This window comes from Mesorhizobium sp. WSM3862 (assembly GCF_002294985.1).
In the GTDB taxonomy this organism is placed as follows: Bacteria; Pseudomonadota; Alphaproteobacteria; order Rhizobiales; family Rhizobiaceae; genus Mesorhizobium.
The window spans coordinates 684,972-705,332 of sequence record NZ_NSGE01000002.1 but is presented as its reverse complement, the minus strand read 5'-3'; the positions used below and the strand labels follow the sequence as shown (position 1 = coordinate 705,332).

At 63.6% G+C, this 20,361-nt stretch carries 22 protein-coding genes; 13 read left to right on the top strand and 9 right to left on the bottom strand.

All coding sequences use genetic code 11. The features are described from left to right. Positions 1 to 5: 5 nt before the first annotated feature. From rfaE1 to CK224_RS07660, 3 genes are all read right to left on the bottom strand, one after another. A complete protein-coding gene (gene rfaE1 / locus CK224_RS07670) occupies positions 6 to 1,496 on the bottom strand; it encodes a D-glycero-beta-D-manno-heptose-7-phosphate kinase (protein WP_082980447.1) in 1,491 nt (496 codons plus the stop codon). Positions 1,497 to 1,648: 152 nt separating this feature from the next. Next, on the bottom strand, positions 1,649 to 2,281 hold the full coding sequence (locus CK224_RS07665) for a LysE family translocator (protein ID WP_095781315.1): 633 nt from the start codon (positions 2,279 to 2,281) through the stop codon (positions 1,649 to 1,651). 47 nt (positions 2,282 to 2,328) lie between these two features. Next, positions 2,329 to 2,763: a thioesterase family protein gene (locus tag CK224_RS07660; RefSeq protein ID WP_066994491.1), complete on the bottom strand. Its 435-nt coding sequence runs from the start codon at positions 2,761 to 2,763 to the stop codon at positions 2,329 to 2,331. Positions 2,764 to 3,003: 240 nt separating this feature from the next. Between CK224_RS07660 and rfaD the strand changes: the two genes are divergently transcribed. The 3 genes from rfaD to waaC are packed head-to-tail and all read left to right on the top strand — an operon-like array spanning position 3,004 to position 5,905. Further along, complete coding sequence (gene rfaD, locus CK224_RS07655; RefSeq protein ID WP_095781314.1) at positions 3,004 to 3,954, top strand: ADP-glyceromanno-heptose 6-epimerase; 951 nt, start codon at positions 3,004 to 3,006, stop codon at positions 3,952 to 3,954. Beyond that, a complete protein-coding gene (gene waaF / locus CK224_RS07650) occupies positions 3,927 to 4,934 on the top strand; it encodes a lipopolysaccharide heptosyltransferase II (RefSeq protein ID WP_095781313.1) in 1,008 nt (335 codons plus the stop codon). Before rfaD ends, waaF begins: the two co-directional genes overlap by 28 nt. Further along, positions 4,931 to 5,905 (top strand): lipopolysaccharide heptosyltransferase I, encoded by a 975-nt coding sequence (gene waaC, locus CK224_RS07645; RefSeq protein WP_095781312.1) that lies wholly within the window; start codon positions 4,931 to 4,933, stop codon positions 5,903 to 5,905. Before waaF ends, waaC begins: the two co-directional genes overlap by 4 nt. A gap of 3 nt (positions 5,906 to 5,908) precedes the next feature. Here the strand turns inward: waaC and greA are convergent, their stop codons facing one another. Beyond that, positions 5,909 to 6,382, bottom strand: coding sequence for a transcription elongation factor GreA (greA, locus tag CK224_RS07640; protein ID WP_027168132.1), 474 nt, complete (start codon positions 6,380 to 6,382; stop codon positions 5,909 to 5,911). Between the two features lie 276 nt (positions 6,383 to 6,658). Continuing rightward, the gene (locus CK224_RS07635) at positions 6,659 to 7,198 is read right to left on the bottom strand and encodes a tetratricopeptide repeat protein (protein WP_095781311.1); all 540 of its coding nucleotides are present in this window, start codon (positions 7,196 to 7,198) and stop codon (positions 6,659 to 6,661) included. Positions 7,199 to 7,377: 179 nt separating this feature from the next. Between CK224_RS07635 and CK224_RS07630 the strand changes: the two genes are divergently transcribed. The 5 genes from CK224_RS07630 to CK224_RS07610 all read left to right on the top strand — a co-directional run bounded on the left by CK224_RS07630 (position 7,378) and on the right by CK224_RS07610 (position 12,157). Further along, positions 7,378 to 7,803, top strand: a complete 426-nt coding sequence (locus CK224_RS07630; RefSeq protein ID WP_095781310.1) for a DUF3775 domain-containing protein — start codon at positions 7,378 to 7,380, stop codon at positions 7,801 to 7,803. Between the two features lie 193 nt (positions 7,804 to 7,996). Next, positions 7,997 to 9,031, top strand: coding sequence for an extensin family protein (locus CK224_RS07625; protein WP_095781465.1), 1,035 nt, complete (start codon positions 7,997 to 7,999; stop codon positions 9,029 to 9,031). A 185-nt stretch (positions 9,032 to 9,216) separates the two neighbouring features. Beyond that, positions 9,217 to 9,969, top strand: coding sequence for an extensin family protein (locus CK224_RS07620; RefSeq protein ID WP_245425815.1), 753 nt, complete (start codon positions 9,217 to 9,219; stop codon positions 9,967 to 9,969). Positions 9,970 to 10,041: 72 nt separating this feature from the next. Continuing rightward, positions 10,042 to 10,749, top strand: a complete 708-nt coding sequence (locus CK224_RS07615; RefSeq protein WP_066994473.1) for an LssY C-terminal domain-containing protein — start codon at positions 10,042 to 10,044, stop codon at positions 10,747 to 10,749. Positions 10,750 to 10,843: 94 nt separating this feature from the next. After that, positions 10,844 to 12,157, top strand: a complete 1,314-nt coding sequence (locus CK224_RS07610; RefSeq protein ID WP_095781308.1) for a hemolysin family protein — start codon at positions 10,844 to 10,846, stop codon at positions 12,155 to 12,157. 35 nt (positions 12,158 to 12,192) lie between these two features. Here the strand turns inward: CK224_RS07610 and CK224_RS32320 are convergent, their stop codons facing one another. Next, complete coding sequence (locus CK224_RS32320; protein ID WP_095777326.1) at positions 12,193 to 12,615, bottom strand: GNAT family N-acetyltransferase; 423 nt, start codon at positions 12,613 to 12,615, stop codon at positions 12,193 to 12,195. A 36-nt stretch (positions 12,616 to 12,651) separates the two neighbouring features. Between CK224_RS32320 and CK224_RS07600 the strand changes: the two genes are divergently transcribed. After that, complete coding sequence (locus tag CK224_RS07600; RefSeq protein ID WP_095781307.1) at positions 12,652 to 13,095, top strand: gamma-glutamylcyclotransferase family protein; 444 nt, start codon at positions 12,652 to 12,654, stop codon at positions 13,093 to 13,095. Positions 13,096 to 13,269: 174 nt separating this feature from the next. On the opposite strand, the gene CK224_RS07595 is transcribed toward CK224_RS07600, so the two are convergent. Then, complete coding sequence (locus tag CK224_RS07595) at positions 13,270 to 13,875, bottom strand: NADPH-dependent FMN reductase (protein WP_067326641.1); 606 nt, start codon at positions 13,873 to 13,875, stop codon at positions 13,270 to 13,272. Positions 13,876 to 13,967: 92 nt separating this feature from the next. On the opposite strand from CK224_RS07595, the gene CK224_RS07590 reads away from it, so the two are divergent. Further along, positions 13,968 to 14,336: a helix-turn-helix domain-containing protein gene (locus CK224_RS07590; protein ID WP_066994462.1), complete on the top strand. Its 369-nt coding sequence runs from the start codon at positions 13,968 to 13,970 to the stop codon at positions 14,334 to 14,336. A 481-nt stretch (positions 14,337 to 14,817) separates the two neighbouring features. Here CK224_RS07590 and CK224_RS07580 read toward each other — a convergent pair whose 3' ends face one another. After that, complete coding sequence (locus tag CK224_RS07580) at positions 14,818 to 15,213, bottom strand: acyl-CoA thioesterase (protein ID WP_066994459.1); 396 nt, start codon at positions 15,211 to 15,213, stop codon at positions 14,818 to 14,820. Positions 15,214 to 15,401: 188 nt separating this feature from the next. On the opposite strand from CK224_RS07580, the gene CK224_RS07575 reads away from it, so the two are divergent. From CK224_RS07575 to CK224_RS07565, 3 genes are read left to right on the top strand one after another with little or no spacing between them, the layout of a single operon-like run. Beyond that, on the top strand, positions 15,402 to 17,018 hold the full coding sequence (locus tag CK224_RS07575) for a GMC family oxidoreductase N-terminal domain-containing protein (RefSeq protein ID WP_095781306.1): 1,617 nt from the start codon (positions 15,402 to 15,404) through the stop codon (positions 17,016 to 17,018). Next, complete coding sequence (locus CK224_RS07570; protein ID WP_095777323.1) at positions 17,015 to 18,226, top strand: mandelate racemase/muconate lactonizing enzyme family protein; 1,212 nt, start codon at positions 17,015 to 17,017, stop codon at positions 18,224 to 18,226. Before CK224_RS07575 ends, CK224_RS07570 begins: the two co-directional genes overlap by 4 nt. After that, the gene (locus CK224_RS07565) at positions 18,223 to 19,146 is read left to right on the top strand and encodes an NAD(P)-dependent oxidoreductase (RefSeq protein ID WP_095781305.1); all 924 of its coding nucleotides are present in this window, start codon (positions 18,223 to 18,225) and stop codon (positions 19,144 to 19,146) included. The genes CK224_RS07570 and CK224_RS07565 overlap by 4 nt, the downstream gene beginning before the upstream one ends. A gap of 72 nt (positions 19,147 to 19,218) precedes the next feature. On the opposite strand, the gene CK224_RS07560 is transcribed toward CK224_RS07565, so the two are convergent. Further along, the gene (locus CK224_RS07560) at positions 19,219 to 20,157 is read right to left on the bottom strand and encodes a diacylglycerol kinase family protein (RefSeq protein ID WP_095781304.1); all 939 of its coding nucleotides are present in this window, start codon (positions 20,155 to 20,157) and stop codon (positions 19,219 to 19,221) included. Between the last annotated feature and the right edge of the window lie 204 nt (positions 20,158 to 20,361).

Here is a 20,361-nt window from a genome sequence, read left to right as displayed (position 1 = left end):
AACCCTCAATTCGCGCCGCCGGCGCGCAGCTTGCCGATGGTTTTGGTGGTGCTCTTGCCGGCGACGAGGTCGACCAGCACCACACGCCCGCCCGCGTTCTGCACCACGTCGGCGCCGACCACGGTCTCGATCGTGTAATCCGCGCCCTTGACCAGAATGTCGGGCAGAAGCGCCTCGATCAGCTTGAGCGGCGTGTCTTCCTCGAAGACGACAACGGCATCGACCGAGGCGAGCGCCGCGAGCACGCAGGCGCGGTCGTGCTGGTCGTTGACCGGACGTCCGGGCCCTTTCAGCCGGCGCACCGAGGCGTCGCTGTTCAAGCCGAGCACCAGCCGGTCGCATCGGCTGCGCGCGGCGTGCAGCAGGCTGACATGGCCGGCATGCAGGATGTCGAAGCAGCCATTGGTGAAGCCAACCGACAGCCCCTCCTCTTTCCAGGCCGCCACCATCCTGGCCGCCGCATTGGCGTCGAGAATGGCGTCCTTGTGGGCGACCGGTCCATGCGAGCGGAACAGCGCGCCGGAAAGCTCCTCCACTGTCAGCCGCGCCGTGCCCCGCTTGCCGACGACCACGCCGCCGGCGGCGTTGGCGATTGTAGCAGCCTGCACCCGGTCGGCGCCCGCGGCGAGCGACAGCGCGAAGGTGGCGATGACCGTGTCGCCGGCGCCGGAGACGTCGAACACTTCGCGCGCCTGCGTGGAGATATGGCGGGCATCCTCCGCGGTGACCACGCTCATGCCCTTTTCGCTGCGCGTCGCGACGATGAACTCGAAGTCATGCGCGGCGATCAGGTCGCGTGCCGCAGCGACGATCTCGTCATCGCCGAAGACCGGGCGTCCGACCGCCTCGCCGAGTTCCTTGCGGTTGGGCGTGACCGCCGTCGCCCCGGCATAGCGCGCATAGTCGCGGCCCTTCGGGTCGATCAGCACCGGTTTTCCGGCATCGCGGCAGATCGCGATCAGTTCGGCCGCCACGCCGTCGAGCAGGATGCCCTTGCCGTAGTCGGACAGGATGACGATATCGGCGCGCGCAAGGGCAGCCTGGAAATGCTCGACAAGCGTCGCCCGCTCGCCACTGGACAACGGTTTGATTTCCTCCTCGTCGAAACGCAGCACCTGCTGGTTAAGCGCGCTGAAGCGGCTCTTCGACGAGGTCATGCGGTCCTGCCGCTGTGCAAGGCCGTCCGTATCGGCGCCAAGATCGCCGAGCATGCGCATGAGATTGTCGCCGGCCTGGTCGGCGCCGATCACGGACACCGGGATCGCGGCGCCGCCCAGTGAAACGATGTTGGAAACGACGTTGCCGGCGCCGCCCAGGGCCACCACCTCGCCCCGCCCATGCAGAACCGGGATCGGCGCTTCAGGCGAGATCCGCTCGATGACGCCGTTGACGAAACGGTCGAGGATGAAATCGCCGACCACCAGCACGGTGACCTCGCCGAAGTGGGCGATGGTGCGATGCAAGGGCTCCGGGGAAGGCAGATGGTGCTTGATCATCTCACTGGCGCGTGCCGAGAACGGCGGTTCTTGATCGGGGTTGCAGCGCCGGAAATGCGGCGCTCTTCATTCTTCGCGATGCCGATATACCGCAATCGGGGCCAGCGCAACGGCGGGCCGGTGCACGCGCACCGGCCAAGGCGCCGGACGGATCAGCTCTTCTGCAAGGCGACATGGACGCCGAGACCGACAAGCACGGCGCCACCTGCGCGCTGCATAAGGCGCTGCGCGCGACCGGAGCGCCGCAGGCGCGCAATCATGGCGCCGGCGAGAAAGACGCAAACGATGTCGGCCGACGAGAACATCAGGTTGACAATGGTTCCCAGCACCACGAACTGCAGCCAAACCGGCAAGGTCGCCGAGGCATCAATGAACTGCGGCAGGAATGCCATGAAGAAGATTGCTGTCTTGGGATTGAGCACCTCGACCGTGATGCTTTCGAAAAAGGCGCGACGCGCCGATTTTCGCTCGATGGCAGGAAGCGTTCCGTTTCCCTGGATCTTGGCGCGGAACAGCGAAACACCGAGCCAGATCAGGTACAGCGCGCCGACAAGTTTGACCGCCATGTAAAGCGGCGGCACGGCATGGAACAACACCGACAGTCCGGTTGCGGCGGCAAGGACATGGACATAGCCGCCGAGATGGATGCCGAGCGCCGCCGTCAGCCCCGACCAACGCCCGCGCGCCATGGTCTGCGCGGCGGCATAGAGCATGGCCGGTCCGGGAATGTAGGCGAAGATAGCCGTGGTGACGAAAAAGGCGATAAGCAGTTCGGTCGACGGCATCTTGATCCCTCACGATAGGAGCCGACTGAAGCGGGAGCTTTGCGGCCTCACTGTGGCGACGAACCGGTCTGCCCTGATTTGGCAAGAACACGCGCCATGAACTTGTCATGGTCGACGACCGCGCGCTCGTGGAAACCTTCGCCGATCAATCCATTCTCGTCGCTGCACGATACCTTGAAGCGCAGCTTTCGCCCCTGCACCGCGACAAGCTCGACATCGGCGGTGACGGTCATGCCGACGGGCGTCGCTGCGACATGGCTGACGTCGACATGGGTGCCGACGGTTCTCTCATGGCTGCTCAGGAACGGACGCAATGCCTCGACGCACGCCCATTCGATGAAGCCGACCATGAAGGCGGTGGCGAAAACCGGCGGCATGTCGGCGAAACCCGCAAAGGCCGTTGCCATGGCCGGAACCGTCAGGGAGTCGTCGACCCGCAGGGTTTGAAGGTAGTGAAGGCCGGGCTTTAAATCGGATGTCATGGCTATACCAACGGCAAGAACGCACACCGACGGCTCATGCCACGGCCCTCAAAGGCACCATAGCTTGCTTCGACTGAAGACATATCGTTCGGCGCGCCAGAGCTTATCTCGCGAGCCGTTCTGCCGATCCATCCCTACATTCGTCGTAGCCGACGCTCCGCAACCGGCGACCTTTTATCGACACTCTCTCGCGCCTCCCCTATAAGGGCCGGAATCGGCAACGAAACAAGGCTCACCAGGATGATCATCGTCACGGGCGGCGCCGGCATGATCGGCTCCAACATCGTCGCCGCGCTGAATGCCGAAGGCCATGACGATATCTTGGTCGTCGACGATCTGACCGACGGCCACAAGATTGCCAATCTGGCCGATCTCCGCATTGCCGACTATCTCGACAAGGACGAGCTTCCGGCCCGGCTCGAGGATGGCAGGCTGGGCCGCATCGACGCCGTCTTCCATCAGGGCGCCTGCTCGACCACTACCGAATGGAACGGCAAGTTCATGATGGACGTGAACTACGCTTATTCGAAGCGCCTGCTGCACGCCTGCCTGGCACTGCGCGTGCCCTTCCTCTATGCCTCGTCGGCTTCGGTCTATGGCGGCGGCAGCGAGTTTCGCGAAGAGCCCGAATTCGAACGGCCACTCAACGTCTACGCCTATTCGAAGAAGCTGTTCGACGACTATGTCCGCCGCAATGTCTTCGACACCGATCACTCGCAGGTCGCCGGCCTGCGCTATTTCAACGTCTACGGGCCGCGCGAGGCGCATAAGGGCGCCATGGCCTCGGTCGCCTTCCATTTGTTCAACCAGGTCGAGCAGGGCCAGAACCCGAAGCTGTTCGGCGCCTATGGCGGGTTCGGCCCCGGCGAGCAGAGCCGCGACTTCATCCATGTCGGCGACGTCGCCGACGTCAATCTGTGGCTATGGAAGCGGGGCTCAAGCGGCATCTTCAACTGCGGCACCGGCCGCGCCCAGCCGTTCCGCGCCATCGCCGAGACGGTAATCGAGACGCTCGGCAAGGGTGAGATCGAGTTCGTTCCCTTCCCCGAACACCTGAAGGGCAGCTATCAGAGTTTTACCGAGGCGGATATGTCCCGCTTACGCGCGGCCGGCTACAATGGCCAGTTCCGCACCGTCGAAACCGGCGTCAGAGACTATGTCCAATGGCTGAAAGCCCAACGATCCTCGTGATCGGCCCACGCTGGGTGGGCGACATGGTGATGGCCCAGTGCCTGTTTACGGCGCTGAAGGAAAAGCATCCGAATGCCGCGATCGACGTGCTCGCGCCGTCTTGGGCAGCGCCCCTGGTCAAACGCATGCCCGAAATACGCTCCCAGATCGACTTTCCATTGATGCCCGGCACGCTCGAATTCCGCAGCCGCAGGCGCTTCGGTCGCCTGCTGCGCGGCCGCTACGACATGGCCTATGTGCTGCCGGGGAGTTGGAAATCGGCGCTGATCCCGTTCTTCGCCCGGATTCCGCGCCGCGTCGGCCATCTGAGGGAAATGCGCTACGGCCTGCTGACCGACATCGTTCCGCTGCCCGATGCGGTGAAGCGGCGCACGGCTCAGGCCTATTTCGGCCTGGCGCGCGGCGGCACTTTTCGCCCGCCGAAGCTCACCGTCGATGTGGCCAATCAGGCCGATCTGCTGGCGCGGTTCGGGCTGGGTGCAAAAGAATTCGTCGCCCTGTTGCCGGGCGCCGAGTTCGGCCCGGCGAAGCGCTGGCCGAGCGAATACTATGCTGAGCTAGCCCGCGGGATGATGGCAAAAGGCCTGGGCGTCGCCTTGCTCGGCTCGAAGAACGACGCTGAGGTCTCCGGCGAGATCGCGAGGCTTGCGCCGGGCGCCGTCGACCTTGCCGGCCGGACGAAGCTGGAGGATGCCATCGATCTGATCGCCGCGGCGAAGCTAGCCGTCTCGAACGACAGCGGGCTGATGCATGTGGCCGCCGCCGTCGACACGCCAATCGTCGCCGTCTATGGCTCGACCTCGCCCGAAAACACGCCGCCGCTGACCGATCGTTCGGAACTGATCTGGCTGCACCTCTCCTGCTCGCCCTGCCACAGCAAGGTCTGCCCGCTCGGCCATCTCAACTGCCTTAAGACGCTCGATGTCGCGCGGGTCGCCGCCGCCGCCGACCGGTTGCTTGAAATTCCTGCGGCCGCATGAGGGTTCTCATCGTCAAGACGTCATCGATGGGCGATGTCATCCACACCTTCCCGGCCGTCGAGGACGCGCTCCGCAATCGCCCGGACATAAGCTTCGACTGGTGCGTGGAAGAGGCCTTTGCCGCCATCGTCGCCTTGCATCCCGCGATCGGAACCATCCACAAGGTGGCGATCCGGCGCTGGCGCAAGAAGCCGTTCGACCGCGGCACATGGCGCGAGATGGCCGGCCTGCGACGTGCGTTTCGCTCGCGCCGCTATGACCTGGTTATCGATGCACAGGGGCTGTTGAAATCGGCCGTGGTCGCCAAGCAATCCGGCGCGCCGATCGCCGGCTTCGACCGCTCCAGCGCCCGCGAGCCCTCGGCGACGCTGCTTTACGAGCGCAAATACGCCGTGCCGCGCGAGTTGCACGCCATCGAGCGCACCAGACGCCTGTTCGGCCTGGCGCTGGGGTATCAGGCGGACCTCTCGACGCTCAGCTCCGGCATAGTGCCGCCGGCAGGCGGACTTTCCGGCGTCGAAGGTAAAACGGCTTTCCTGCTGCACGGCACCAGCCGCGAAGACAAGAAATGGCCGGTCGAAGACTGGGTCGATACTGCGCGCCGATTGGTGTCGCAGCAATTTACACCGATCGTCACCTGGTCGAACGAAGCGGAGAAGCGTGTTGCCGAGGCGATCGCCGGCGCCGTGCCGGAAACGGTGCTGGTTCCGAAATCGCTGCTAGCGGATGTCGCCGCGATCCTCGGCCGGTCGACGCTCGTCATCGGCGCCGACACCGGCCTCACCCATCTCGCCAGCGCTTTCGGCCTGCCGACCGTCGCCATATTCCTGGCGACGGAGCCCGGCCTGACCGGCCCGCGCGGGCCCTATTCATCGACACTGCTGGCGCCCGCCGGCGGCAAAGTCACGCCGGCCGAAGTTATGGCTGAAGCAGAGCGGCTGCTGGCGCCTAGATCGGAAACGCCAGTCTAGCCCTCAAATAAATTGCACCTGGACGATCTCGTAACCCCGTGCGCCGCCCGGGGCGTTGACCTCGATGGCATCGCCGACTTCCTTGCCGATCAACGCGCGCGCGATCGGCGAGGAGATCGAGATACGGCCGGACTTCACGTCCGCTTCCTGGTCGCCGACGATTTGATAGGTCTTCTTTTCCTCGGTGTCCTCGTCGACCAGCACGACCGTGGCGCCGAACTTCACCTTGTCGCCGCTGAGCTTCGAGACGTCGATCACCTCGGCGCGCGCGATCAGGTCCTCGAGCTCGTTGATACGGCCCTCATTATGGCTCTGCGACTCTTTAGCCGCATGGTACTCGGCATTCTCGGACAGGTCGCCATGCGAGCGCGCTTCGGAGATCGCCTCGATGATGCGTGGACGCTCTTCCTGCTGGCGCCAGCGCAGTTCTTCCTTCAATGACGCGAACCCCTCGCCTGTCATCGGGACCTTGATCATGATGCCTGACCTTTCCTGCCACTACCCCCGCTTTTCGGGAATAGCCTTGTCGTTGGGTACAAAAAGAAAACGGTCCGGCAGCCTCGGGCTAACGGAACCGTTTCACCACAATTTCCCTGAATATAGCGATCTCCGCGCGATTTTCACGCTCAAAAATGATGTTCAGTAAAATCACCACCGCTTTCGCAAGGCCATCCGGCGCTAAATCCGCAATGCCGCCAGCAAAAAGCCGGCCGCGATTGCTCGCAGCCGGCTTCGAAAAGCATCTGAGAAGAATCAGCTCCTCAGGAAACGTTCGATCTGCTCTGACAACATGCCGTATTCGCGCGAGCCTTTGCCGGTCCGCTTCTCGATTTCCTTGAGCTGCTCCTGCGCGCCGGCAAGATCGCCGATTTGCAGATGGGCCTCGCCGAGATATTCGCGCACCAGCGTGTAGTCGGGGTCGATGCGCAGCGCTTCCTCGTAATAGCCGAGGCCGACCGTGACACGGCCGGAATGGCGATGCGAATAGCCGAGATAGTTGAGAATGCGCGGATCCTGCTTGTTGGCGGCGAGCGTCAGCACCGAAATCGCCTCGTCGTAGCGCCCGGCCATCGCCAGGTCGTGGCCTGCCTCATAGATGCTGTCGTCATCCAGCATGCCGTACTGCGGCACGACGCATTTCTTCTTTTTCTTGTCCCAGACCTGACCCTTCTTGCATTGAGTGGTAGTCTGGCTGCCACCGCCACCGCCCTCGCCGGCGGTGAATGCAGGCGCCGCGAACAGCGGCAGGCTAACGGCAGCAGCCAAGACCTGAACAAGCAAACGTCTGCGCATCGGAGCCTCCTTAAGCGTGACAACGGCAGATTAACGCCGCTTCGATGCGGTTTCATCCCGAAAACCTGTCAAAAGCCAAACTATTTGGAGGTCGGGGAGCGCATCGCCTCTGCGAACGGATGTGACGCGGGCCGCAAATCCGCTATCATCAGTCGAGCGCACGACGAGGAGAAAGGCCAGTGCAGCAGCGCCTCGAGAAGGAATGGGAGCTTTCCATCGACCCGGATACCGTGCGCCTGTTCATCCTGAAGGCCAAGGCGCTGAGCGCAGCCGTCAACGAGGACTACGACGACGGCGCCGAGCACGAGGTCGAGTTCGATGGCGACAGGCACGACAATCATCATCACGACGGCCTTGTCGAGGAGGCATCGGAAGACCTCACCGAGGAGGAATTCCGCGAGCTTATCAACGACCTCAATGTCGATGAAGCGGCCGAGCTCGTAGCGTTGGCCTGGGTGGGCCGCGGCGACTACGAAGCTTCCGAATGGATCGACGCGGTGGCGGCCGCGCGCGAGCGCGCCAACAAGCGCACCGCAAAGTACCTGCTCGGACTGCCGCAGCTCGCCGATTGGCTGGAGGAAGGCCTGGAGGCGATCGGCGCGTAACGAACCGGTAACCGATTTTGATCGCAGCGCCGCAGCGTTCAAGGCAACCTTGCGATGCCCGGCCCGTTTCCGGCCGATGGCGAGGCTGAGCTTTTCCGGATTTTGCAGACTGGCGCTGCCTTTGGCGGCGGGGATTTTGCTGGTCACGCCGGCCGATGCCAAGCATCGTCACAGGCAGCCGCTGACACCGCGCATGGAGCAGCCGTTGACGCAGCGGGCCGATCAGCCACTGCGGCCGAGGATCAAGCACCGCGTGAGACCGCGCGGCAAGCAGCAAGTCGCGCCAAAGCTGGTGCAACAGCAAACGCAGGACCAGCCGATCTTGCCCGCCGATGCTCCGGTGCCAGAACCACGGCCCGCAGAAGCGCAAAAGGCCGGCACCGCAACGCTGGAAGAGCAGAAGGCTGCCGGTCCAAAGGACGCTGACGCATCCGACCAGATCAATCAAGAAAAGTCTCGTGAGGGAAAGCGGCAGCATCCCGAGTCTTCGGCCACCGAGCCGTCAACCGACACGGAAGGCGAACCTGAGGCGCCGTCTGCGGTGCCGATTCCGACGCAACGACCCGACATCGCGGAACCGAAGCCGCCCGCTGCCGCACCAAAGCCACCTGAAAAGCCGGCTGATACCCACGACAACAAAATACTGCCCGATCCGCGCTCCGCTGAGCTGCCAGCCGACAAGATGCCGGCGGAGGAGGTTGCCTGCCGTGAGCGCCTCAAGACGCTCGGCGTCGAATTCGAGGAGCACAAGGCCGAGCACGAAGCCGAGATCGGCTGCTCCATTCCCTATCCCATCGTCATGAAAACATTAGGAAAATCGATCAGTATAGGCGCCGGAGCCGAACTCAACTGCCAAATGGCGGAGGCTGCGGCACGATTTGCCGTCGAAGTCATCCAACCCGCCGCGAAGGCCGAATTTGGCGCCGATCTCAAATCGATCGGCCAGGCCTCCGCCTTTGTTTGCCGCCCGCGCAACGGTGGTGGAAAGCTTTCGGAGCACGCCTTCGGCAATGCGCTGGACATCGCGTCCTTCACACTCTCCGACGGCAGGACGATCGAGGTCGGCCCGGTGCCGCCCGAAAAAGATGCAAACTTCCTGAACACGATCCGCAAGGCCGCCTGCGGGCCGTTCAAGACGGTGCTCGGCCCAGGCAGCGATCCGGACCATGCGCTGCACTTCCACTTCGACCTCGAACCGAGACGGAATGGCGGAACGTTCTGCCAATGAGTGGGTGCGAAGAACAGATGCCGCAATTCGGCCCCAGGCGTGAATGCCGGCGCTGATCTTTCCTTTACTCTTGCCGACTAGACTTGTGCCATCCGGGGACAGGATGCCTTTCGATGGCCGCAATATTTGGCGCCAGCCTCGCCTTGGCGCGACTAAGCACTCGTGCGCGCTCCGTTGCCGTCAGAATGACAACGGGGCTCGCAATCACAGCGGTCTCGGCCTGCACCACCGGCGATGTCTTTTCGCTGCAGCCGGCCGTCGACGTCGGCAGCCAGACCTCCGCCATGCCCGAGGCTCCGCAATATTCCGGCATGCAGAGGCTTGTTCCGTCCGATCCCTACCTGACCCAGGCAGCCTATCCGCGCATGGATGAGCCCTTGTCTTCGCCCGAGCAGATGCCGGCCAGCGAGATCGACTGCCGCAATGAACTGAAACGGCTTGGCGTCGTTTACCAGGACATCCAGCCGATCCACGAAGGCCAGTGCGGCATCGATTTCCCGGTGAAAGTTTCAGCCATCGGCAGCGTCGAGATGAAACCGGCAGCGACACTGACCTGCAACATGGCCGCGACCTTCGCCGCCTGGACCAGGAACGAGCTCGTGCCGGCAGCCCGCTGGCGCTATTTCTCCGGCGTCAGGGCGATCCACCAGGGCTCGAGCTATTCCTGCCGTAAGATCGCCGGCGAGGGCGTCTTGTCGGAGCACGGCAAGGGCAATGCGCTCGATGTCATGAGCATCGAGCTCAACAATGGCAACGACATCGACGTTCGCAAGCCTGGCCTGTTTGCGTTTCGCACCCGCGGCTTCCTCAACAATGTTCGCGCCGACGGCTGCCAATATTTCAACACGGTGCTCGGCCCGGGCTATAATTACGACCACCGCAACCACTTTCACTTCGACGTCAAGAACCGCAGGAACGGCTACCGCGCCTGCCGCTGACCCTCAGCCTACTGCCCAACCGGCCCAACACCGCATAGAGTGGGCCGGGCACAGGCTTGGGAGTGGTCTCTCGTGGGTGAGCGAAGCCTTAGGCGACGCGCGGCGATTTGGCTGGCGGCTTTCTGTGCTTTCTATCTGGGCTTTGCCTATCTTGCCGCGCCGGAATTCTGGACGTGGCGCGAGCGCGGCTTCCGCACGCAGCGCTTCGAGATGGTGACGCATACGCCGCAGGGCATTCCCGGCGACCCGATCAATGTTGGACTTGTCGGCACCGAGAAGGAGGTGGTCCACGCTTTTGCCGTGGCCGGCTGGGACACGGCCGACGCCGTCACGCTCAGGACAGCGATCGACATCGGCGAGAGCGTCCTGTTCTCCCGACCCTATCCCGATGCGCCGATCAGCCGCCTGCTATTTGAAGGCCGCGCCCAGGACCTCGCTTTCGAAAAGCCCGTGGGCGACAGCGCCGACCGGCGCCACCACGTCCGCTTCTGGCAGACAAATACCGTCGGCGACGACGGCCGCCCGCTCTGGCTGGGCGCTGCCAGCTTCGACCGCGGCGTCGGCCTGAGCCACGACACCGGTGCCATCACCCATCATATCGGCCCGGACATCGACGCCGAGCGCAACTTGCTGATCGGCGACCTCAGCACCGCAGGCATGCTGACATCGTCCAGCGAGATCCCGGGGATCGGCGCGACGAAAAACGGCAGGAACGGCGGCGGCGATCCCTATTTCACCGACGGTATGGCGGTGGTTGGCGTGTTGAAGCGATTGCCCTAGCGCATCCGGCATTCTCGAAGCGGCAAACGGCGCAATTCGAAAAACGCCAAACCCGCTATTTTCGAATGCACCGCAGCAATGCTATTGACGCCGCATGCTATACGTCGAAATCGCCGTTGTGGCCGCCCTCATCCTGGTGAACGGCCTTTTGGCCATGTCGGAGCTGGCTATCGTCTCGTCGCGGCCGGCCCGTCTCAAGGCGATGATCGACCGCAATGTCAGGGGTGCCGGCCGCGCGCTGGCGCTCGGCTCCAACCCGGGCAAGTTTCTGTCCTCGGTGCAGATCGGCATCACCCTGGTCGGCGTTCTTTCCGGCGCCTTTTCCGGCGCCACGCTCGGCGAGCGACTGGCTCAATATTTGGCCTCGACGGGCATCCGCGAGAACATCGCCGACCCCATCGGCGTCGGCATTGTCGTCGCGGTCATCACCTACGCCTCGCTGATCGTCGGCGAGCTCGTGCCGAAGCAGATCGCGCTCAGGGATCCCGAGCGCGTCGCAGTCCGCGCCGCACCGGCGATGACCATTCTCGCCAAGGTATCGGCGCCGCTCGTCTTTCTGCTCGACATTTCCGGCCGCGCGGTTCTGTGGTTGCTCGGCCAGGCCGGCGAGGCGGAAGAGAAGGTCACGGACGAGGAGATCAAGATGCTGGTCGCCGAGGCCGAGCATCACGGCACCATCGAATCCGACGAGCGCCGCATGATCGCCGGCGTCATGCGCCTTGGCGACCGCGCTGTGCGCGCCGTGATGACGCCGCGCACCGAGGTCGACTGGATCAACCTGCAATCCGACGAGGCGACCATCAAACGGCTTTTGATGGAGAGCCAGCATTCGCGCCTGCCTGCGGGCGACGGCAATGTCGATGCCATGATAGGGGTCATCCAGACGCGCGACGTGCTGGCCGCCCTTCTTGCCGGCAGGGTGTTGGATCCGCGCCAGCATGTGCGCACCGCGCCAATCGTCCATGATCAGGCAGACGCGCTCGACGTGCTGCAAAGGCTGCGGGAATCGGACGTACCGATGGCGCTCGTCCATGACGAATACGGCCATTTCGAAGGCATCGTCACGCCGGCCGACATCCTGGAAGCGATCACCGGCGTCTTCCGCTCGGACCTCGACGCGGGCGAGGAAGAGAACGCGGTCAAACGCGAGGACGGCTCATGGCTGCTCGCCGGCTACATGCAGGCTGACGAGATGGCCGAGGTGCTGGGCATCGACTTGCCGGAGAACCGCGACTACGAGACGGTGGCCGGCTATGTGCTGTCGCATCTGCACCACCTTCCCGCTACCGGCGAATGCGTGGACGCGCAAGGCTGGCGCTTCGAGGTGGTCGACCTCGACGGCCGCCGTATCGACAAACTGATCGCCACCCGCCTGCCCGACGGCCACCGTCCGATGGCGCGCCGATAGCGAGCCTGGATCTGCCGGGTTTTCCCAACGTCCATTCAGGCCAGTTCCTTGCGAAGAAAGACGCGGGCCTGCCCATCGAACCCGAACGGAACGCGGCCGAATTCCACATAAGCGTGGCGGCTGTAGAATCCAGGCGCCTGAAAGCTGCTTGTCTCCACGACGGCGCGTCTGCAGCCCCGCGCCTTTGCCTCTTCTTCGACGGCGGCAAGCAACCGGGCGCCGTAAGACAGACCGCGTAAATGCGCGGGCACGAAAAACATGTCCAAGAACAGAAGGCCGAGTTCGGTCCTTCCCCATAGGCCGCCCAAAGCTTTGCCCGAGCCATCACACAATACGGCGCCTATGGGAATGCGGTCGTCCGTCCCTGTGATGGCGACGTTATAGCGGTAGAGCGCCGCGGCGGCCTCCGCTTTCGCGGCTTCGTCCGCAGACAGGATAATTGAGAATTCTTGAGTCATGCGGATTTGCACCTGCCCTGAACATGGCGAAAACGGATGAACTTCCAGCTTCGGCCGGCGTTCCGGAGAATGCTCGTCAACCTCTTCGTGTTCGGAACCTTGAAGAGAGGGTTTCCTCTTCACAAGGCGGGTTTGTCCGGGGCCGCGTGCATCGGTGCCTGCAGGACCCGTGAGCGTTTCCCGATGCTGATTGCCGGACCTCGCTTCGCTCCGATGATGTTCAATGAACCGGGTCTCGGCTTCCACGTCAGGGGCGAGCTCTACGCGGTCGACCACCGCGCCCTGGCTGGGCTTGACCGGATCGAATCCGTTGGCAAGCCCGGCAACCTGCGCGTCCCGATCGAGGTTGAGCCCATTGAAGGCGGTCCGCATGTGGTGGCGCAGGCTTACATGAAATCCCGCCGTCTCGCGGATCCCGTCCATTCGGGATATCTGGATTTCTACGACGATCGGCGTTTCAAACTTCACGCGAACGACTAAGGTTGCGCCCGAAGGATGCCCAATTGAAATCCGACTTTCTCCAGTATGTCTGACATAAAAGCGGCAGCAGAGCGAAATCCTTGAGCGATCGTCTGTCGACGACCGAGGCTTCCGCAAATAAAAGGGGCGGCGCAAGCGCCGCCCGTAGATGATATTTTGGGAGGATGAAGCGGCTTAAGCCGCCTGGGCTTCACTGGCGATCGCGTCGGCGGCGCGCGCCGCCTTCAGCACCTTCGCCCACCAGGCAACGTCATTGATGAGCGCCGCCGCCGCCTGGTTCAGATGTTCGATCTCTTCCAGCTTCTTGTCGCCCTGGCGGACCGCAAGGAAATCGCCCCAGGCGATGTGCACTGCCGACTTGACCGGCGCCATTTGCAGCTCGACGGCGATCAGGCGAAGCTGCTCGACGGCGCGCGCGCCGCCGACGCTGCCATAGCCGACGAAACCGGCCGGCTTCTTGTTCCATTCATTGGCGGCGTAATCGATGGCGTTCTTCAAGACGGCGGTCGGCGCGTGATTGTATTCGGCCGCGGTGAAGATAAAGCCGTCGAACTCGGCGACCTTCTTCTGCCAGCGCTGCGCCACCTCGTTCTGCGACGGCGCCCAGGCGGAGGATGCGACCTCATCGAAGAACGGCAGCGGCCAGTCGCGCAAATCAACGACTTCGACGTCGATATCGGCATGCGTCTTGGCAATCTTGGCGATCCACTGCGTCGGGACGTCGGCGAAGCGGGCGGCGCGCGTCGAACCGACGACAATGGCGATTTTGGGTTTGGACATAAGGGGGCTCTCCTTGCGGGGGAATTTCGGTATCGTTTGGATACCGGCGCTATATGTGATACTGACAAAGTGGCGCGCAAGGAGGCACATTTTTGTTACCGAGGCACCCGTACAACACTGAGGACTGCCGGGCCGTATCGGAAATCCTACAACGGGTCGGCGACAAATGGACCGTTTTGGTGGTCGGCAAGCTGGGCGGCGGACCGATGCGCTTCAATGAATTGCGCACGGCCGTCGGCGGCATCTCACAGAAAATGCTGACCATCACCTTGCGCGGCCTGGAGCGGGACGGCTTTGTCACGCGCAAGGTTTTTCCGACCATTCCGCCGCGCGTCGATTACGAGCTGACCGAGCTCGGCCACGAGTTGCTGGTGCCGGTTGGCGCGCTCGGCGAATGGGCACGAAAGAATACCAATCGAGTACGCGCGGCACGCGCGAAATTCGATGGCGAGCATCCCTGAAAGCCTTGAAGCTCAACGTGTTGCAAGCATCGCGTCGCAGCGTTGCTGACTGCGCAAGGAGTCTGCAGTTGTGTCTTTTTGACCTGTCGTATTCGGAGGGCACATCAACCTTTAGTGCCCCGCCCGACCCTGACGGCTTTGGTCGCGTCTGAGACGACCATTCAGGCTTTTGACGTGGTACTGCCACGCGGCGCCAAGGAGCAGATTGCGCGCATCGCTCCCTGACTCTGCTCCGCCCCGAGGCCATGCATCCACACCGTGCGCGGGAGCTCTTTTTTCACTTCTACATAGGCAGTTATGCCGAGCAGACAGGCGAGTGCGAGAAGGGCTGCCACGAGCCAGCCGTTCAGCATATGTTGACGCATTGTCTTTCCTCCAGCGGCACGCACCCTCGGGCGCGGAAGCAACCATCGGACGTCGTCGGACGCACGTCCCGCGCAAGAGTTGTTACAAATTTGCCTGTCCGGAAAAGCGTTCGCCGTCAGCTTTCGGCTGGGACCGGCTTCGGCTTGCCGTCGCCGTCGAGCGCCACCATGACGAAATCGGCATGGGTGACCTTCTCCATCAGGTCGGCGAGATAACGCTGCGCCCAGGCCTCGACCTTGAGCGTCATCGAGGTGCGGCCGACGCGCTCGACATGGGTGTAGATGCAGAGCGTGTCGCCGATCTTCATCGGCTTGGCGAAGGACATCTCCTTGACCGCCGCCGTCACCACACGGCCCTTGGCCCGTTCGGCCGCGCGGATGCCGCAGGCCAGGTCCATTTGCGCCATCACCCAGCCGCCAAATATGTCGCCGGCGGCATTGGCATCCGACGGCATGGCGAGCGTCCTCAATGTCAGGTCGCCGAGCGGCTTGCCGTCCGCGTAGTGCACCATGAGGGGTCCTCCAGCCGCTGCTTCCTGAAGCCGTACCAATGCCATCGCGATGTCGCAAGCTTTGCTGAAGGCGAAGGACGCGTCGCGGCTCGGTCGCTTTTTTCACAAGCCATGCCGGAAGCCCCAGCGACGACGTGAGCCGGCAATGTCTAGGGTAAGCGCCGGATCTCGGAGCCCGCCCGCGCATCATGCAGACTTATGATTTCATTATCGTCGGCTCCGGCTCGGCCGGTTCGGTGGTCGCGGAAAGGCTCTCGGCCTCGGGCCGCTTCTCGGTCTTGGTGCTTGAAGCCGGCGGCAGCGATCGCCGCTTCTATGTCCAGATGCCGCTCGGCTACGGGAAGACCTTCTTCGATCCGGCCGTCAACTGGAACTACAAGGCCGATCCCGATCCCGGCCTCGGCAACAATGCCGACCACTGGCCGCGCGGCAAGCTGCTCGGCGGCTCGAGCTCGATCAACGCCATGGTTTTCATCCGCGGCTCGCGCGAGGACTTCGATGCCTGGGCCGCCGCCGGCAATCCGGGCTGGAGCTATGACGACCTGCTCCCCGCTTTCAAAGCGTTGGAGGACAACGAGGCCGGCGCCGATCAATGGCGCGGGGTCGGCGGCCCCTTGCACATCACCGATTGCTCGAATGCGGTGCATCCGCTGACCAAGCGCTATCTGGCGGCCGCCCAGCAGGCCGGACTGCCGTTAAATCCAGATTTCAACGGCGCCTCCCAGGAGGGCGTCGGCGTCTACCAGATCACCACCAGGAACGGCCGCCGCATGTCGGCCGCCCGCGCCTTCCTGCGACCGGCGATGAAGCGCAACAATGTGCGCGTCGAGACCAACGCGCTGGCGACGAAAATCCTGTTCGAGGGCAAGCGCGCCGTCGGCGTCGAGTACCAGCAAAACGGCGAAACCAAGAGGGTCCGCGCGGGCCGCGAGGTGATCCTCTCCGGCGGCTCCGTCAACTCGCCGCAACTGCTGCAGCTCTCCGGTGTCGGCCCGTCGGCGCTGCTCGGCGATCTCGGCATCCCGGTCGTCCACGCCAACGACAATGTCGGCGCCAACCTGCAAGACCATGTCGGCATCAACTACACCTTCAAGGGCAAGCTGCCGACGCTGAACCAGATCCTGCGGCCATGGTGGGGCAAGCTGCTGGTGGGCATGCAGTACATCCTGCTGCGTTCCGGTCCGCTGTCGTTGTCGATGAACAATGCCGGCGGCTTCTTCCGCACCGACCCGTCGATGGCGCGGCCGAACATGCAGCTCTATTTCCAGGCCTTCTCCACCGTCATCCCCAAGAGCGGCGAGCGCCCGATCCTGACGCCCGATCCGTGGCCGGGCTTCTCCATCGGACTTTCCAATTGCCGGCCGTCGAGTCGCGGCGAGATCATGATCCGCTCGAAGGATCCGCGCGACCATCCGAAGATCACGGCGAACGCCTATTCGACCAACGCCGATGTCGACGAGATGCTGGCGGCGGTGAAGTTCGTGCGCAAGATCGCCTCGATGCCGGCGATGGCCGAGATCATCGAGGAAGAAGTTTTGCCTGGTCCGTCAATTACTTCCGATGCCGATATGATTCAGGATTTCAGGAAGCGCTCGGGCACCGTCTACCATCCCGTCTCGACCTGTCGCATGGGTCCGGACGCTTCGCGCGCCGTCGTCGATCCACGGCTTCGGGTGCATGGGCTCGAGGGCTTGCGTGTGATCGACGCATCGATCTTTCCCGACAACATCACGGGCAACACCAACGCCGCCGCAATCCTCACCGGATGGAAAGGCGCCGAGCGAGTTCTGGAGGATCACAAATGAAAGTCACCGACGTCAAGACCTGGGTTGTCGGCAACCCGCCGCCCGGCATCGGCGGCAAGTATTTCATCTTCGTCAAGCTCACCACCGATGGCGGCGTGGTCGGCTATGGCGAGGCCTACAACGCCACCTTCTCGGCGCATGTCACTGCCAAGATGATCGAGGATATGGCCGAGCGTTACCTCATCGGCCGCGATCCGCACGATATCGAGAACCTCTTCCGCCGCGTCTATTCCTCCGGCTTCACCCAGCGTCCCGACGTTTCCGGGATGGGCTGCTTTTCGGCACTCGAAATGGCCTGCTGGGACATCATCGGCAAGGAGGCCGGCAAGCCGGTCTACAAGCTGCTCGGCGGCCAGGTGCACGAGACGCTGCGCTCCTACACCTATCTCTATCCGCACACCGGCAGCGTCCATTCGGAAGACGCCCACGGCCAGAACGTCTACAACGATCCCGACATGGCCGCGGCCTGCGCGCTGGAATATGTCGAGCAGGGGTTTAACGCCGTCAAGCTGGACCCGGCCGGGCCTTACACGGCCTATGACGGCCATCAGCCGCGCCTGATCGACATCGACCTCTCCGCCCGCATGATCAAGGCGATCCGCGAGGCGGTCGGCACCAGGGCGGACATCCTGTTCGGCACCCATGGCCAGTTCACCGCCTCCGGTGCGCTTCGTATGGCCCGTGCAATCGAGCCCTACGATCCGCTGTGGTTCGAGGAGCCGGTGCCGCCGGACATGCCCGAGGTGATGGCGCAGGTCGCTCGCGGCACCTCGATTCCTATCGCCACCGGCGAGCGGCTGACGACAAAATTCGAATTCGCGCGCGTCATCGAGAACCGCGCCGCGACCATCCTGCAGCCGGATCTCGGCCGCTCCGGCGGCATTCTCGAAACCAAGAAGATCGCCGCCATGGCCGAGGCCTACCACATCCAGGTCGCGCCGCATTGCTATTGCGGGCCGATCGTCGGCGCCGCCAACATCCAGCTTGCGGTGACTCTGCCCAACTTCCTCATCCTGGAATCGTTGAAGCAGTGGGACGATTTTCACGCCACGCTGCTCAAGAAGAAGATCGAATGGCAGGATGGCCACGTCATCCCGTCGAAGGAGCCAGGCCTCGGTGTCGAGCTCAACGAGAAAATCTGCGAGGCGCACCCCTATAGCGGCAAGGACCTGCATCTGCAGATGATGCAGACGCCGCTGATGCCGTGACCGCGCGCCTCGCCTACGCCTTCATCGGCCTTGGTCATCTCGGCGGCAACCTTGCCGCCAGCCTGCTGCGCCACGGCTTCGCTGTTGCCGTTTTCGATCGTGACCCAGCGGCGGTTGCGCGTTTGGTCGCGCTCGGCGCTACGGCGGCGGCGAGCCCGGCGGATGCCGCGACCCGCGCCGGCAATGCGATCACCTGCCTGCCCTCGCCGAAAGTGAGCGAAGCTGTGCTCGCCGGTTCTGACGGATTGCTGGACGGCCTGGCCGCCGGCGGCACCTGGATCGAAATGTCGACCAATGGCCGCGACGAGATCCTGCGGCTGGCCGCACTTGCTTCGGCGAAAGGTGTCGAGACGCTGGAATGTCCGGTCACCGGCGGCGTGCACTTGGCGGCGGCAGGAAAGATCACCGCGCTGGTAGGAGGGGACGCCGCGCTCTACGAGCGCCACCGGCCGGCGATCCAGGCAATGTGCGCCAAATCGTTCCTGATGGGACCGGTCGGCTCGGGGGCGGTGATCAAGGTCATCACCAACATGCTAGCCTTCATTCATCTGGTCGCCGCCGGCGAGGCATTGATGCTCGCCAACCAGGGCGGGCTCGACCTCGCCCAAGCCTATCACGCCATCGTCGCCTCTTCCGGCAACAGCTTCGTCCACGAGACCGAAAGCCAGCTTATCCTGAACGGCTCCTACGACGTCGGCTTCACCATGGACCTGGCCTTGAAGGATCTCGGTTTCGCGTTGGGCATGGCCAGGGATTTCCGCGTGCCGCTGCAACTGGCAACACTCGTCAACCAGATTTTCGAGGTCGGCAGGCGGGAGTATGGCGGTGGCGCCTGGTCGACCCAGATCGTCAAGCTTCTGGAGGATGCGGTCGGCACGGAGCTTCGCGCGCCAGGCTTCCCGGCCAAGCTCGAACTGTAATCCGCCAAAACTTTAGCCAGCTATTTCAATCGCCTAATCACACCGGCGGAATCAAACCTTCAGGCAGGTGATTCAACACCTGAGCGTCAATGCGCCGGGCAGTATCTCGAACGTCGCCGGAATCCGACCGGGCGACTCGCCGTCTATGTCGACCAGCGCTCCGTTCTTCTCAACGTCGCCCAGCGGTTCGACCAGCACCTTGCGACCGCGCAGGATGGTGATCGCCGGATGGTTGCGGTGGCGCCCGCCATAGAGGAGACGGATGTCGCGGATCAGCCCAAGCTTGCCGGCGGCGCGCAGGATGACGACATCGAACTGGCCGTCGGACAGATCGGCGTCCGGCGCAATCATCATGCCGCCACCGAAGAATTTCCCGTTCGCTACCGCCACCAGCGCCATGCGCGCCTCGACCGGCTCGCCGTCGTCTATGGTGATCCTGACCTCCTGGAAGCGATAGCGGACGAATTCGAGCACGGTGCGCCAGAAGAACAGCGCCTTGGCCGAGACCCTGCCCTTGCGCTTGTCCGCATTGACCGCGCGATCGGTGGCGCCGGAGAGGCCGAGGCTGGCGATGTTGATGAAGTGACGGCTGGCGAGCGCGCCGTGGTCGTCGATGTAGCAGACGCGGCCGGCATCGACCTTGCGCGCGCCGGCGCCGGCGATACGCGCCAGTGCTTCCTCGATTTCGTCGGGCAGGCCGAGCCCTCTGGCGAAATCGATACCGGTGCCGCAGGGCAAAAGGCCGAGCGCGCTGGTTCGGCCGGTCTCATGCTCTGCCTGCAGCAGCCCGTCCGCCACCTCGCTGGCGGTGCCGTCGCCGCCGGCCGCGATCACCAGATCGCACCCGCTGGCCGCGAGGTCGATTGCCAATCGCTCGGCGTCGCCGCTGGTCTGCGTCTCGCGCAGCTCGAAATCGCCGAAATGCCTCTTGAGCGATGCGGCGGCTTCGGACCAATGCCGCTTGAGCTTGCCCCCTCCCGCTATCGGATTGAGAACCACCCCGACCTTCAACCTGATCTCCCCCGAGGCATATTGCGTGGAAGTCCATGGCGACTCGGCTGATGCAGCGCCACAGCACTTTGCCGGCATTCAAACGCGGGCCGACTGGCGGGGCAAGGCTCATCCTCGAAAGGACCGCGGAAAATGGGGACAGGCTGTCTAAGGCGTTCGGCCCGCAAATTCCGAGACTTGTCGCATCGGTCCCCGATAATCCCG

Excerpts from the sequence above, each read along its gene's own strand:
- rfaE1 (WP_082980447.1), bottom strand. The coding sequence starts at position 1,496 with ATGATCAAGCACCATCTGCCTTCCCCGGAGCCCTTGCATCGCACCATC.
- CK224_RS07665 (WP_095781315.1), bottom strand. The coding sequence starts at position 2,281 with ATGCCGTCGACCGAACTGCTTATCGCCTTTTTCGTCACCACGGCTATC.
- CK224_RS07660 (WP_066994491.1), bottom strand. The coding sequence starts at position 2,763 with ATGACATCCGATTTAAAGCCCGGCCTTCACTACCTTCAAACCCTGCGG.
- rfaD (WP_095781314.1), top strand. The coding sequence starts at position 3,004 with ATGATCATCGTCACGGGCGGCGCCGGCATGATCGGCTCCAACATCGTC.
- waaF (WP_095781313.1), top strand. The coding sequence starts at position 3,927 with ATGGCTGAAAGCCCAACGATCCTCGTGATCGGCCCACGCTGGGTGGGC.
- waaC (WP_095781312.1), top strand. The coding sequence starts at position 4,931 with ATGAGGGTTCTCATCGTCAAGACGTCATCGATGGGCGATGTCATCCAC.
- greA (WP_027168132.1), bottom strand. The coding sequence starts at position 6,382 with ATGATCAAGGTCCCGATGACAGGCGAGGGGTTCGCGTCATTGAAGGAA.
- CK224_RS07635 (WP_095781311.1), bottom strand. The coding sequence starts at position 7,198 with ATGCGCAGACGTTTGCTTGTTCAGGTCTTGGCTGCTGCCGTTAGCCTG.
- CK224_RS07625 (WP_095781465.1), top strand. The coding sequence starts at position 7,997 with ATGGAGCAGCCGTTGACGCAGCGGGCCGATCAGCCACTGCGGCCGAGG.
- CK224_RS07620 (WP_245425815.1), top strand. The coding sequence starts at position 9,217 with ATGACAACGGGGCTCGCAATCACAGCGGTCTCGGCCTGCACCACCGGC.
- CK224_RS07610 (WP_095781308.1), top strand. The coding sequence starts at position 10,844 with ATGCTATACGTCGAAATCGCCGTTGTGGCCGCCCTCATCCTGGTGAAC.
- CK224_RS32320 (WP_095777326.1), bottom strand. The coding sequence starts at position 12,615 with ATGACTCAAGAATTCTCAATTATCCTGTCTGCGGACGAAGCCGCGAAA.
- CK224_RS07600 (WP_095781307.1), top strand. The coding sequence starts at position 12,652 with ATGAACTTCCAGCTTCGGCCGGCGTTCCGGAGAATGCTCGTCAACCTC.
- CK224_RS07595 (WP_067326641.1), bottom strand. The coding sequence starts at position 13,875 with ATGTCCAAACCCAAAATCGCCATTGTCGTCGGTTCGACGCGCGCCGCC.
- CK224_RS07580 (WP_066994459.1), bottom strand. The coding sequence starts at position 15,213 with ATGGTGCACTACGCGGACGGCAAGCCGCTCGGCGACCTGACATTGAGG.
- CK224_RS07575 (WP_095781306.1), top strand. The coding sequence starts at position 15,402 with ATGCAGACTTATGATTTCATTATCGTCGGCTCCGGCTCGGCCGGTTCG.
- CK224_RS07570 (WP_095777323.1), top strand. The coding sequence starts at position 17,015 with ATGAAAGTCACCGACGTCAAGACCTGGGTTGTCGGCAACCCGCCGCCC.